Genomic DNA, 12783 nt, shown 5'->3' with positions numbered 1-12783 from the left:
GCACGATGCGGCTCTCCTGCCGCATCGCCGACGGCAGCGGCCGCGGCTCGGCCGACAGCAGCGCGATGGTGTAGGGATGCAGCGGCCGCTCGGCGACCTCCTCCGTCGGGCCGAGCTCGACGAACTGACCGAGATACATCACCGCGACGCGCTCGCTGATATGCGAGACCACCGCGAGATCGTGGGTGATGAAGACATAGGTCAGGCCGAGATCCCGCTGCAGATCGGCAAAGAGGTTGAGCACGTCGCCGCGGATCGACATGTCGAGCGCGGCCACCACTTCGTCGCAGACGATCAGCTTTGGCTTGAGCGTCAGCGCGCGGGCGATCACGACACGCTGCTTCTGCCCGCCGGAGAGCTGGTGCGGATAGCGCTCGCCGAATTCCTGCGGCAGGCCGACGCGCTCCAGGGCCTCCCGTGCCCGCTGCTCGCGCTCGGTGCGGCTGCCGATGCGCGCGAGCTCCAGCGGCTCCAGCACGGAGGCCAGGATCGTCATGCGCGGGTTCAGCGCGGCGTTCGGATCCTGGAAGATGATCTGGTAGTCGCGGCGATGGTTCTGGAATTCCCGCCGCGACAGTGCCGTCGGGTCGATGCCGCCATGCAGGATGGCGCCGGCGCTGGGATTGAGCAGGAACACCAGGGCACGGCCGATCGTGGTCTTGCCCGAACCGGACTCACCGATGATGCCAAAAGTCTCGCCGCGGCGGACGTCGAAATTGACGCCGTCGACCGCCTTGACGGTGGCGCGGCGGTCCGAGGTCTGGAAGCAAACCTGGAGATCGCGTACCGAGACGATGGGCTCGCGGCGGGGTTCGGCGGATGCTGCGGTCATTGCGTCGCGACCTTCGCAGCAACCGGGGCGCCGGGCGGATGCAGCGCGCCCGGCAGGTTGAGCTCGGCGAAGCGATGACAGCGCACCCTGCGGCCTCCGCCAGCGTCCTGCAATTTCTGCTCGGCCTCGCATCCCCCGGCCGCGTGGGCGCAGCGGGCGCGGAAGCGGCAGCCGGCCGGCATCTCAGCGATCGACGGCACCCGGCCCGGGATCGACGGCAGCCGGCCGTGGCGCGGGCTCAAATGCGGCAACGAGCGTAAAAGTCCCGACGTATAGGGATGGAGCGGCCGCACCAGCGCCTCGTCGACGGTGGCGTCCTCGATCACCTCGCCGGCATACATCGTGATCATCCGCGTGCAGGTCTCGGCGACGACGCCGAGATCGTGAGTGATCAGCATCAGCGCGGTCTTCGAGGTCTCGCTGATGTCGCGCAGCAACTCGAGGATCTGCGCCTGCACGGTGACGTCGAGCGCGGTGGTCGGCTCGTCCGCGATCAGGAGCTGCGGCCCGCAGATCAGGCTCGCCGCGATCATCACGCGCTGGCGCATGCCGCCGGAGAGCTGGTGCGGATAATCGTCGATCCGACGCTCCGGCGAGGCGATGCCGACGCGGCGGAGCATCTCCAGCGTCTTGGCACGCGCTTCCTCCTGGCCGATGTTGCTGTGGACGCGCAGCGTCTCGGCGATCTGGTGGCCGACGGTGAACACCGGATCGAGCGCGCTCATCGGCTCCTGGAAGATCATCGCGATCCGCTTGCCCCTAATCGCGCGCATCTGCCGCGCGCTGCAGGAGGCGAGATCGACGCCGTCGAACAGGATCTTGCCGTCGAGGCCGGCAAAATTGCCCGGCAACAGCCGCAGGATCGACAGGCCGGTGATGGTCTTGCCGCAGCCGCTCTCGCCGACGATGCCGACGCGCTCGCCGGGCGCGATATCAAAATCGATCCGGCGCGTCGCCTGCCAGATGCCCTGCGTAGTCTTGAAGCGGATGCCGAGCCCGCGCACGGAGAGCAGCGGCCGCGCGCCGTCGCGCGCACCCTCCGCCCTGCGCTGTGCCGGTGGCCCTCCCATCAGCCCGCCGCCCGCTTCTTCTCTTTCACCAGCTGCTCCTCCATCAGCATCTCGGTGCCGATGATACCCTCGCGGGTGAGCTCTTCGAGCTCGGCGTCGGAGAGGCCGAGCATGCCGCCGAGGATATCTTTGTTATGCTCGCCGAGAGTCGGCGGCACCGAGCGGATCGCGAACGGCGCATCGCCTTCGCGGAACGGCATCGACGGCTGCGGATGGCGGCCAATGAAGGCGCGGTCGACCTGCTGGATGAAGCCGCGGGCGTGGAGCTGCGGGTCCTTCAACAGATCGATCGGCAGCCGCGCGACGCCGGACGCGACACCGGCGGACTGCAGCGCGGTCATCGCCGCATCCGCGTCGCGCGCCGAAGTCCAGGCCGTGATCGCCGCCTCGATCTCGCCCTCGATGGCGCGGCGGCCCGCAGCCGTCTTGAGCGTCTCATCCGATGCCCAGTCGGCCCGGCCGAGCAACTGCGCGAGCTTTGGCCACATCGCGTCGTCAGACACCGCGACCACGATCCAGTTGTCCTCGCCGTCGCAACGGAAACAGCCATGCGGCACGAAATCCGGATGGCGGTTGCCGTATTTCGCCGGCGGCTTGCCACTGGTCGAATGCGCGACGATCCAGGGGGCAGCGAACGGCATCATGCATTCGATCTGCGCGAGGTCGATGAATTGGCCCTGCCCCGTGAGCTTCGCATGGATCAGCGCGGTCAGGACCGCAACAGCGCCGTTGAGGCCGCCGACGGCATCACCGAACGCGGTATGGCTCATGACCGGCGGGCCGCCGGGATCGCCGACTACGCTCGGCAGGCCGGAGCCCTGCTCCAGCGTCGAGCCATAGGCGCGGCAGTCGCGATGCACGCTGCCGGCGCCGAACGCCGACATCGACATCATCACCAGCTTGGGATTGATCTTGCTCAGCGCGTCGTAACCGAGTCCGAGCTTGGGCAGCACCTCGACCGAATAGTTATCGACCACGAGATCGGCATCGGCGAGCAGGCGTTTTGCAAGTGCAAGCCCCTTCGGCCGGGTCAGATCGAGCGTGATGCCGCGCTTGTTGCGGTTCATGATGCAGTAGCGCACCGACTTCTCGTACATCTGCTCCAGCACATAGGCCGGCCGGCGATCGACGCCGCGCCACCAGTCCGGATACTGCGTGGCCTCGATCTTGATGACGTCGGCGCCGAGATCGGCGAGGGTGCGGGTGCAGATCGGCCCGGCCCAGCCCATCGAGAAGTCGACGACACGGATGCCCGCGAGCGGCAGGCGGTTGGGCGCAGCCGGCTTCGGCACCGGCACTCGCGGCGCGGCCTCGCGCCTTTCCTGTTGCTCGCCGATGCCAGGCACGCGGCCACCGCGCTGCGGCGGCGTTGCCGTCAGCCGCTGCATCGTACCGGCGCTGAAGCCAGCCTCGTTGCCGACGGTGATCGGCACGATGGCGCCGCGGGCGCGCTTCTCCTGATCGGCGATGAGGTCCGAGATCTCCGGCACCGGCACGATCGGGATCTTGCGCTTGAGACCTTCGGCAAACCATTCCTGCGCGGTGCGCTGCTTCAGTTTCGGCAGGATCTTGGCTTCGATCTCGGCGACATGGCGCAGCCGGTCCACACCCATGACCAGCGTCGGGTCGTCGCGCAGATCGTTCAGCCCAAGCATTTCGCAGAACGCGCGCCACTGCGCCGGGGTCACCGTGGTGACGCCGAGCCAGCCTTGCTTGGTCTCGTAGATGCCGACCGGAAAGGTCGGCCAGAACCGGTTGACGCCGACCCGCCGCATGATGTCGCCGCGCTGGAACGCCTCGAACATGATGTATTCGGTGACGGCGATGCTGGCCTCGAACAGGCTGAGATGGCTTTCCCGCCCGCGACCGTCCTGCATGCGCCCGAGCACCGACGATGCGGCCGCGATGAAGCCCCACAGCCCGCCCAGGATTCCGGTCTGGAAATCCGGCGCGTGCATCGGCGGCCCTTGCTCGGGTCCGACCAGCTTCACGAGGCCGGTCAGCGCGCGAATCGTGGAATCGGTCGCGGCGAAATCGGCATAGGGACCGCGATCGCCGAACCAGGCGAGGTCGAGATGAATCAAGCCCGGATTGTCGCGCTTGATCGCGGCGAGATCGACATCGGGACAATCGGCCGCAGCGATACCGCGTCCATCAAGCAGGATGTCGCAGCTTGCGATCAGCTCACGCAAGCGCGGCGCGGCGCTCTTATCGAGCACGACACTCGATTTGTTGAAATTGAGAAACGCAAACCATGCGCTGTGCCCTTGCGGCGTCAACGGCGCAGTGCGGCGAAGCGGATCGCCCTCGGGCGGCTCGACCTTCTGCACATCGGCGCCGAAATCGGCGAACAGCCGCGCGCAATAGCTCGTCGCCGCAGCACTTCCGATCTCGACAATCCGCAGATGCGACAACGCGCCCATCAGGCTTCCTCACCAACATGACCAGCCGGCGACAGCGGCTGATTCAGTTTTCTTGTTGGGGTGAACTTGAAGCCGCGCCGACTGTGTGATGCAAGTGGAATTTTCTTCCGCTTGACGGAATACGCCAATAGCCGCTGTACTTTGCAGCAAGCTTGCGCTGGCGGTCTGGCGCCGTGCGGTTGACGCATTGCTCGATCCGCTATTGTGCTCTCTCCAACATCAACAAAAGCCGGGCAGGAAACCATGAGCAAATCCACCACGATCAAAAGCGTCGAGACGCTCGCCTGCGATGCCGGCTGGCGGAATTATCACTTCGTCAAGGTAACGACGACGGACGGGCTGGTCGGCTGGAGCGAATATGACGAGGGATTTGGCGCGCCCGGCGTGACCGCGGCGATCGAGCGGTTGTCGGCGCGCGTGGTTGGCAAGAACGCGTTCGAGCATGAGCGGATCTATGTCGAGCTGTTCGCCGCGACGCGACCGGCCGCCGGCGGCGTGGTGGCGCTGGCGCTCGGGGCGATCGAGAATGCGCTGCTCGACGTCAAGGCCAAGGCGCTCGGCGTGCCTTGCTACGATCTGCTCGGCGGCAAGATCCGCGACCGCGTGCGGGTCTACTGGTCGCATTGCGCGACCTGGCGCATCAACCATCCCGACTGGTACAAGCCGGCGATCACGGATCTCGACGGCGTCAAGGCGATCGGCGCCGAGGTGCGCGAGAAGAAATTCACGGCGATGAAGACCAACATCTTCGTCTACACCGACGGCAAGCCGATGGGCTGGCGTCCCGGCTTCGGCTCGCCGTTCCAGCCCGAGATCAACATCGACCGCACGGTGCTGCGCAATCTCTGCATGCATCTGGAGGCGATCTGCGACGGCGCGGGCCCGAATGTCGATCTGCTGCTCGATCTCAACTTCAACGCCAAGACCGAGGGCTATCTGAAGATCCTGCGCGCCATCGAGAAGATGGACATGTTCTGGGTCGAGATCGACACCTTCAACCCGCAGGCGCTCGGCTATATCCGCCGCCAGAGCCCGCACCCGATCTCGTCCTGCGAGACGCTGCTGGGCCTGCGCGAATTCCTGCCCTACTTCACCGAGCAGGCGATGGACGTCGCGATCATCGACACGCCGTGGAACGGGGTCTGGCAGTCGATGAAGATCGCCGCCGCCGCCGAGCATTTCGAGGTCAACGTCGCGCCGCATAATTTCTACGGCCACCTCTGCACCATGATGAACGCGCATTTCTGCGCGGCGGTGCCGAACCTGCGGATCATGGAGACCGACATCGATCGCCTGGCCTGGGACCATGAGCTGTTCACCCATGTGCCGGAGTTCGTCGACGGCCATCTCGTGATCCCGGACCGTCCGGGCTGGGGCACCGAGCCGAACGAGGAAGGCCTGCGCGCGCATCCGGCGAAGAACAAGGGCGGGCTGCTGAATTACGGGCTGAAGAAGTAGGGACCAGCGCCAGCTCTCCCCCCATCGTCGTCCCGGCCTAGTGCGCACTTGCGCACGGGAGCCGGGACCCATAACCACCGCTGCGTGGTTTGAAAAAGACTCTTGCCCCAGCGGAGTAAACCAATCGCGAGTTGGGGTAATGGGTCCCGGCCTTCGCCGGGACGACGAATTGCGGTGGACGGGAAGCGTTGCGCCCCATCACCGTCATCCTGAGGAGCGCGTAGCGCGTCTCGAAGGATGCACGGCCACCAGCCGGGCCGTCCACCCTTCGAGACGGCCGCTACGCGGCCTCCTCAGGGTGACGGTGAGAGAGAGCGGCGAGCTTCGCACACGGCGAAGCAGATATGTGCCCTCAATTATCTTCCCTGACCGCCGTGAACGCGCTTTCGATCACGTCGCCGATCGGCTGCCAGGCGTTGCCGTCGAACTGCACCAGCCGCATCTGCTTGATGGGGCGGAAATCCTTCGGGCCGGTGTTGATCACGATCCCGGGCAGCGCGATCGGGCTCTGGTAGTCCTTCAGCGAGGCCGCCTGCCGCATGATGTTGTCGCGCGACAGGTCGTCGCCGCACTGGCGCAGCACCTGCATCAGCGTGTCGGCCGCGGCATAGCCGAACACGGCATAGATGTCGTCCTTGTCGCCGTCGGGGTAGTACTTGTCCATGAAGGCGTCCCACGCCTTGATCTGCGGGTCGTTCTTCCAGGCGGCATCGCCGGCATCCTTGAGGAACGAGGTCGAGATCACGCCGAGCGAGTTCTGCAGGCCCGCCGGCCGCAACGCGCTGGCGATCGAGGCCGACGCGTTGTCGAGGATGAACACCGGATGCCAGTCGAGGTCGGCGGCGACGCGGATCGCGCGCGCCGCGATCGCCGGAGCACCGTCGAACACCAGGATGTCGGCGCCGGAGCCCTTCAGAATTCCAATCTGGTTCTGGATCGCGGTCTCCGACGCGTCGAAGGCGAGATCGGCGACGATCATCCCTGCGGTGTCGCCGAGCCCCTCCTGCAATCCCCGGAACAGATCGCGGCCGAACTGGTCATTCTGCCAGAGCACCGCGATCTTGCGGGAGGGATAGGCGGCCTGGATGTAGTTGGCGTAGATCTGCCCCTCGGCGCGGAAGGTCGGCTGCCAACCCATGGTCCAGGGGAAGGCCCTCGGATGCGCCCACTCCTCATCGCCGGAGGCAACGAACAACTGCGGGATCTTCTTCTCGTTGAGGTATTTTCGGACCGCGAGGTTGCTCGGCGTGCCGAACGAGCCGAACATCAGCAGCACGTTCTGCTGTTCGACGAGATCGCGGGTCTGCTCCATCGCGGTCTTCGGATTGGAGCTGTCATCGACCGAGACGAACTTGACCTTGCGGCCGTTGATGCCGCCGTGCTCGTTGACCATGTCGAAATAGGCCGCTTCCGCCCGCCCGATGGTCGCGAACGCGGCGAGCGGCCCGGTGTAGGGCATGACGTTGCCGATGCGGATCTCGCTGCCGGCCGCGTCCTGCGCCTGCTGTGCGCGCAACGGCGCCGCCGCGAGGGCAGCTGCAAGGACAAGCAATATCGAAAGCGCAGTTTGTCTTTTTGTTTGCATCAACATCGCCACAACGCCGACACTGGCCGACGCTCCCTCCCAGCGAGCGGACTTTATCGCCCAAGCCAATGCCGGAAAAATGAAATGTTGATGGCGGAGGCGCACCTGTCTTCACCTCTCCCGCTTGCGGGGGAGGTCGGATCGCATCGAAGATGCGCTCCGGGTGGGGGCTCTCTCCACAATGTGACCCGCGGCGACACCCCCACCCCAACCCTCCCCCGCAAGCGGGAGAGGGAGCGCTGTCCCCGCGCGGCGATCAGCGCAATGTTATGTCGAGCCAGCCCAACGGATTGACCGTGACGCGATCGCCGTCATCGACCAAGACCGTCGTGGTTTCAGCCTCGATGATCGCGGGACCGGCCAATGAATGGCCCGGCTTGAGATCGTCGAGCGCATAGACCGGCACCTCGCGCCAGGCACCGAGCCAGGCCTGCCGCTTGCCGCGCGGCGCACAGGGCGCAGCCGAGTGAGCCTTTCCGGTATCATCGCTGCCGCGCGCAATCTTGCCGACCGCGGCGACGCGAGCATTGACGAACACCACCTCCTGCCCGCGCGAGGCATAGGTGTAGAGCTCTTCGTGGCGGCGATGGAAGCGCTCCTCGATCTGCGCGACGAGATCGGCAGCGCCGAGATCGAGATCGCCGAGCGGCACGTCGATCTCGAATACCTGCTCGCCATAGCGCATCTCGGCCGAGCGCTCGATCGCGATGTCACCCTTGAACCAGTCGCGTAGCCGGCCGGCGGCCTGCTCCTCCAGCGCGGCGAACAGCGCCCGCACCTCATCGGCGGAAATCCGGCCCGTACCGTAATGGGTGCGGCTGACCTCGTAGCGCAGATCGCTGGTAAGCATGCCCCAGGCCGACAGCACGGAAGCCACCGTCGGCACGATGATGCGCTTGATCTCGAGCTCGCGCGCGACTTCGGCCGCGTGCATGCCGGCGGCGCCGCCGAAGCTGAGCAGCGCGAACTTGCGGGGATCGACGCCGCGGCGCAAGGTCATCAGGCGGATGCCGTCGGCCATCTTCAGATTGATCATCTTGTAGATGCCCGCGGCGGCCTCGATCCGCGACAGCTCGAGCGCTTTCGCGATGCGGTCGACAGCCGCTTCCGACGCCGCGCGATCGAGCGGCCGCGCGCCGCCCATGAAGGCTGCGGCATCGAGATAACCAAGCACGACATTGGCGTCGGTGACAGCAGCCGCCGTGCCGCCATTGCCGTAGCAGGCCGGGCCGGGCACCGAGCCGGCGCTCTCCGGCCCCACACGCAGCGTGCGGCTGCCGTCGACACTCGCAATCGAGCCGCCGCCGGCGGCGATGCTGGCGATGTCGAGGCTGCGCAGCGCGATGCGCTGGCCCGCGAGCATGCCGTCGGCCGACAGCGAGGCCTGGCCGTCAGCGATCAATGAAATATCGGTCGAGGTGCCGCCCATGTCGAACGGCACGAGGTCGGGAATCCCGAGCATCTCGGCGCAGCGGCGGCTGCCGGAGATGCCGCCGGCCGGGCCCGACAGCACGGTGCCCGCGGCAAGCCGCGAGGCTTCCTCGACCGGCGCCATGCCGCCATGCGACAGCACGACGAACAGCGAGCCTTTGAAGCCAGCTTCATGCAGGCTGCGCTCCAGATTGGTGAGATAGCGCCGCACCGTCGGCTCGACATAGGCGTTCACGATCGTGGTCGAAACGCGCTCATATTCCTTGATCTGCGGCAGCACGTCGCTGGAGCGCGACACGCTGACATCGGGCAGCTCCTTCGCCAGCCGCTCGACCGCGGCGAGCTCATGCGCCGGGTTGAGATAGGCGTGCAGGAAGCAGACCGCGACGGAGTTCGCGCCCGATCGTTTCACCTCGGCGATGACATCGCCGAGCGCTGTGGCGTCCAGCGCGATCGCGGCGCTGCCGTCGGCCTTCAGCCGCTCGCGGACGCCGAAGCGGCGCTCGCGCGGCACCAGCGGCTCGGGCGGCGGCGTGCGCAGATCGTAGCGGTCCGGCTTCAAGCCTTCGCGCATCTCGACGACATCGCGATGGCCCTCGGTGGTCAGCAGTGCGACTTTGGCGCCCTTGCGCTCCAGCAGCGCATTGGTCGCAACCGTGGTGCCGTGCACCAGACGATCGGTCGCGGCGAGCATCGCCGCGCGCGTGACGCCGAGGCGGCGGGCCAGCTCTTCCAGTCCCGCCATCACCCCGACCGACTGATCGGCCGGCGTGGACGGTGATTTCGCGAAAACGGTGCGCCCGGTTTTGTCAGTTGCAACCAGGTCGGTGTAGGTGCCGCCGACGTCGACTCCAATCGTGTACATGCTTGCCTACACCGCCTTCGAAACCAGACCCTGCACGACGTCACGCGCCCGCGCCTCCGCCGATCGCTTCTCCGGCGGCCCCCAGCCGCCGCCGCCGGACGAGCGGATCTCGAGGCAGTCGCCGGGGCGCAGCTCGATGCCGACTTCCTTAGTTTTCAACACACGCGGCTCGCGGCCTTCCGACAAAAGGCGATAGTGATGCGGCTCGCCATCTTTGCCGCCGAGCATGCCGCAGGGGCCATGACGCGCGCCGTCACCGGCGGTGTTGCCCTTGGCGGGCTTCTGCGTCTCCAGCACCATGTCGAGCGCGACACCGAGCCCGCCACGATACTGGCCGTCGCCGCCGGAATCCGGCCGGAACTCGTGCTGACGGAAATGCAGGGGGAATCGCACCTCGGCAACTTCGATGCTGCCGAATTTAAGACCGCCGACGGTGTGCCATTCACCGATCGAGGAATAGCCGTCGCCACCGATCGAGGCGCCGCCACCCGGCCGCGCCTGGAACATGTGCCAGATGAAGTTGCGCCGGTTGCGCGGATCCTCGCCCTGGATCGCGATACGGAATCTGCGGCCCCATCCGCCCATCACGCGATCCGGGCAGGAGGCCGACATCGCCTTGATGATGGCTTCGACGATCTCGTTGGAGGGATGGCTGGTGCACAAGGTGACGGGGCGGCCGGGATCGGCCCACACGATGGTGCCCTGCTTCGCCACCACCTTCAGCGGCCGCAGCGCGCCGGTGTTCTTCGGGATATCGGCGTCGATCAGATAGGCAAAGGCCATCGCCACCGCGGCCTGCATGTTGGCGTGCGACGAGTTGACGAAGCTGGTCGACTGCGGATCCGAGCCGGTGAGGTCAACCTCGATATCACTGCCCTTCTTGGTCACCTTGGCGGCGATCTTGATGTCGGTGCGGCCATGGCCGTCATCGTCGAGCAGCGCCTCGCCATGGAACACGCCGTCCTTCCAACTCGACACCACCGCGCGGGTCTGCTGCTCCGTCGCATCGAGGATGGCTTCGATTGCGGCTTCCACGGTCTCGGCACCGAACTCGTTGAACAGCTTTGCGACCCGGCGCTCGCCGAGATGCGCGGCGCCCAGCATCGCCGCGAGGTCGCCGCGGAATTCGCGGGGGTTGCGGATGTTCAGGGCCAGCAGATCGAGCAGATCCTCGCGCGGTTTGCCGGCCTCATAGAGCTTGATCGGCGGAATACGAATGCCTTCCTGATAGATTTCGGTGGCGCCTGGATTGTAGGCGCCGTGGGTGGCGCCGCCGATGTCGCTCTGATGCGCGCGCACGATGGTCCAGAGCAGCCTTTTTCCGCCGTCGAACACCGGCACGAAGGCGGTGAGATCGGGCAAATGGCTGCCGCCCTGATAGGGATCGTTGAGCAGGATGACGTCGCCGGGCGCTACATCCTTGAAGCGTTCCTCAACCGCGAGCGTCGCCCACGGCAGGGCGCCGACATGCACCGGGATGTGATCGGCCTGCGCGATCAGCCGCCCGCCGGTATCACAGATCGCCAGCGAGAAATCGCGGCTGGAATTGAGGATCTGGGAATAGGAGGTGCGAAGCATGGCTTCGCCCATCTCCTTCACGATCGACGACAGGCGGTGCTGGACGACGGAGCGGGTAATCGGATCGATCTTGGCGGGCGCGGGCACGTGACTTCCGGGAGCGGTGGAACACGCCGCTATCTTATCGCCACCGCCGTCGAGGTATAGGCCCAAAACAGCACGATCCCGATCGCCAGCGCGGCGGCGATGAACAGCAGCACTGCGGGCAGCCCGAACAGCGCCGCGACGCCGGCGGTGCTCGATTGCAGCAGCGCCGCACCGAGGAAAAACGCGAGGTTGACCGACGACAGCGCCTTGCCGGTATTCTGGGCGTCGACCAGCTGCCGCGTCATGCCGTAGATCAGCGGCTGCGCCGATGTCGCGAGCCCGATCAGGACCAGCAGCACCAGGTCATATTGCGTCGGCATCACGGCAACGCCGAACAGGTTCGAGATCGGGAAATGCGGCGCGCCGGCCGCCATCGCTACCAGCAGCAATGCGGCGATGGCATGCGTTGCCGCCACCATGGTGCGGCGATGCCCGAACTTGCGATCGAAGGCGCCGATGCAGGCCGGGCCGACGATCATCGCCAGCGTGAACAGGCCGAGCACGTTGCCGGCCTCGATCCGGCTGAGGCCCTTCACATCCATCAGCCACGGCCCGCCCCACAAGCCGCGCAAGGTGAGCGACGCGCCGAGCGACACCAGCGACAGCGCGATCAGCCCGCGCAGGCCGCGCGACAGGCCGAGCCGCAGCACCTCGGCCATCTGATGCAGCGGCGAGGAGTCATCCGCATGCGCCGCCGGCTGCCGCGGCACCAACGCGAACACCGCGATCAGGACCGCAATACCGAAGCCGGCCGAGACCCAGAAGCCGGCGCGCCAGCCGAACTGATCGACCACGAAGGCCAGCGGGCTCGCCGACAACAGCATGCCGATATTGCCGATGGAGAGGATCAGGCCCGACCACAGGCCGAACTTCGCCGCCGACATCTGCTTGGCGGCGAGCGTCATCGGGCACATCAGCATGCCCGAGGTGGCGACGCCGAGCATCAATTGTCCGAGCACGAAGCTCGCAGGCCCCGTCGCAAGCGCCGAGACCAGCGTCCCGACCACGGTACCGGCGAGCAGACTCAGCGACACCGGCCGCACGCCAAAGCGGTCCATCGCGGCGCCGACCGGGATTTGCGAGGCGGCAAAGGAGAAATGATAGATCGAGGTGAGGCTCGCCAGCGCCTGCGGCGAGGTGCCGAAATCCCGTGCCATCAGATCGAGGCTGATCGCCGGGATCGTCCGCAGCAGCGTCGACAGCATGTGGCCAGAGGCCAATGCCAGAAGTGCAAGAACCAGGGCGCGGAACCCGATTCCCGCCTCTCCCTTCGTCACCACGCCGTCCATGAATCGCCCATTCCCCAAGCATCTTGGGGAGGGCGTAACATTATTGGGCTGATGGTGCCAACTTTGAAGGCATGCGGGAGCTTTCTTGCCTCTCCCGCTTGCGGGGGAGGCCGGATCGCATCGTCAGATGCGGTCCGGGTGGGGGCTCTCTCCACGATACGACTC

The 12783-nt window shown here is 66.4% G+C and carries 8 protein-coding genes; 1 reads left to right on the top strand and 7 read right to left on the bottom strand.

What is annotated here, in order from left to right; all coding sequences use genetic code 11:
• The 3 genes from QMZ05_RS37950 to QMZ05_RS37940 all read right to left on the bottom strand — a co-directional run.
• The coding region (locus tag QMZ05_RS37950; RefSeq protein ID WP_353705410.1) for an ATP-binding cassette domain-containing protein at positions 1 to 832 on the bottom strand (832 nt) is incomplete at its 3' end.
• Complete coding sequence (locus tag QMZ05_RS37945) at positions 829 to 1902, bottom strand: ABC transporter ATP-binding protein (protein WP_353705409.1); 1074 nt, start codon at positions 1900 to 1902, stop codon at positions 829 to 831. The genes QMZ05_RS37945 and QMZ05_RS37950, both read right to left, overlap by 4 nt.
• Complete coding sequence (locus QMZ05_RS37940) at positions 1902 to 4325, bottom strand: CoA transferase (protein WP_353705408.1); 2424 nt, start codon at positions 4323 to 4325, stop codon at positions 1902 to 1904. The genes QMZ05_RS37945 and QMZ05_RS37940 overlap by 1 nt, the downstream gene beginning before the upstream one ends.
• A gap of 243 nt (positions 4326 to 4568) precedes the next feature.
• Here QMZ05_RS37940 and QMZ05_RS37935 point away from each other — a divergent pair, with 243 nt between their 5' ends.
• Positions 4569 to 5783 (top strand): mandelate racemase/muconate lactonizing enzyme family protein, encoded by a 1215-nt coding sequence (locus QMZ05_RS37935; protein ID WP_353705407.1) that lies wholly within the window; start codon positions 4569 to 4571, stop codon positions 5781 to 5783.
• A gap of 352 nt (positions 5784 to 6135) precedes the next feature.
• Here the strand turns inward: QMZ05_RS37935 and QMZ05_RS37930 are convergent, their stop codons facing one another.
• From QMZ05_RS37930 to QMZ05_RS37915, 4 genes are all read right to left on the bottom strand, one after another.
• On the bottom strand, positions 6136 to 7299 hold the full coding sequence (locus tag QMZ05_RS37930; protein WP_353705406.1) for an ABC transporter substrate-binding protein: 1164 nt from the start codon (positions 7297 to 7299) through the stop codon (positions 6136 to 6138).
• A 325-nt stretch (positions 7300 to 7624) separates the two neighbouring features.
• A complete protein-coding gene (locus tag QMZ05_RS37925) occupies positions 7625 to 9664 on the bottom strand; it encodes a hydantoinase/oxoprolinase family protein (protein ID WP_353705405.1) in 2040 nt (679 codons plus the stop codon).
• Positions 9665 to 9670: 6 nt separating this feature from the next.
• On the bottom strand, positions 9671 to 11329 hold the full coding sequence (locus QMZ05_RS37920) for a hydantoinase B/oxoprolinase family protein (RefSeq protein ID WP_353705404.1): 1659 nt from the start codon (positions 11327 to 11329) through the stop codon (positions 9671 to 9673).
• 29 nt (positions 11330 to 11358) lie between these two features.
• The gene (locus tag QMZ05_RS37915) at positions 11359 to 12618 is read right to left on the bottom strand and encodes an MFS transporter (RefSeq protein ID WP_353705403.1); all 1260 of its coding nucleotides are present in this window, start codon (positions 12616 to 12618) and stop codon (positions 11359 to 11361) included.
• Positions 12619 to 12783 lie beyond the last annotated feature (165 nt).

The organism is Bradyrhizobium sp. INPA03-11B (assembly GCF_040446015.1).
GTDB lineage: Bacteria > Pseudomonadota > Alphaproteobacteria > Rhizobiales > Xanthobacteraceae > Bradyrhizobium > Bradyrhizobium macuxiense_A.
This window is presented reverse-complemented; position numbering and strand designations above follow the sequence as displayed.

Coding starts and splice junctions, on each gene's coding strand:
- QMZ05_RS37925 (WP_353705405.1), bottom strand. CDS start 9,664: ATGTACACGATTGGAGTCGACGTCGGCGGCACCTACACCGACCTGGTT.
- QMZ05_RS37945 (WP_353705409.1), bottom strand. CDS start 1,902: ATGGGAGGGCCACCGGCACAGCGCAGGGCGGAGGGTGCGCGCGACGGC.
- QMZ05_RS37940 (WP_353705408.1), bottom strand. CDS start 4,325: ATGGGCGCGTTGTCGCATCTGCGGATTGTCGAGATCGGAAGTGCTGCG.
- QMZ05_RS37935 (WP_353705407.1), top strand. CDS start 4,569: ATGAGCAAATCCACCACGATCAAAAGCGTCGAGACGCTCGCCTGCGAT.
- QMZ05_RS37915 (WP_353705403.1), bottom strand. CDS start 12,618: ATGGACGGCGTGGTGACGAAGGGAGAGGCGGGAATCGGGTTCCGCGCC.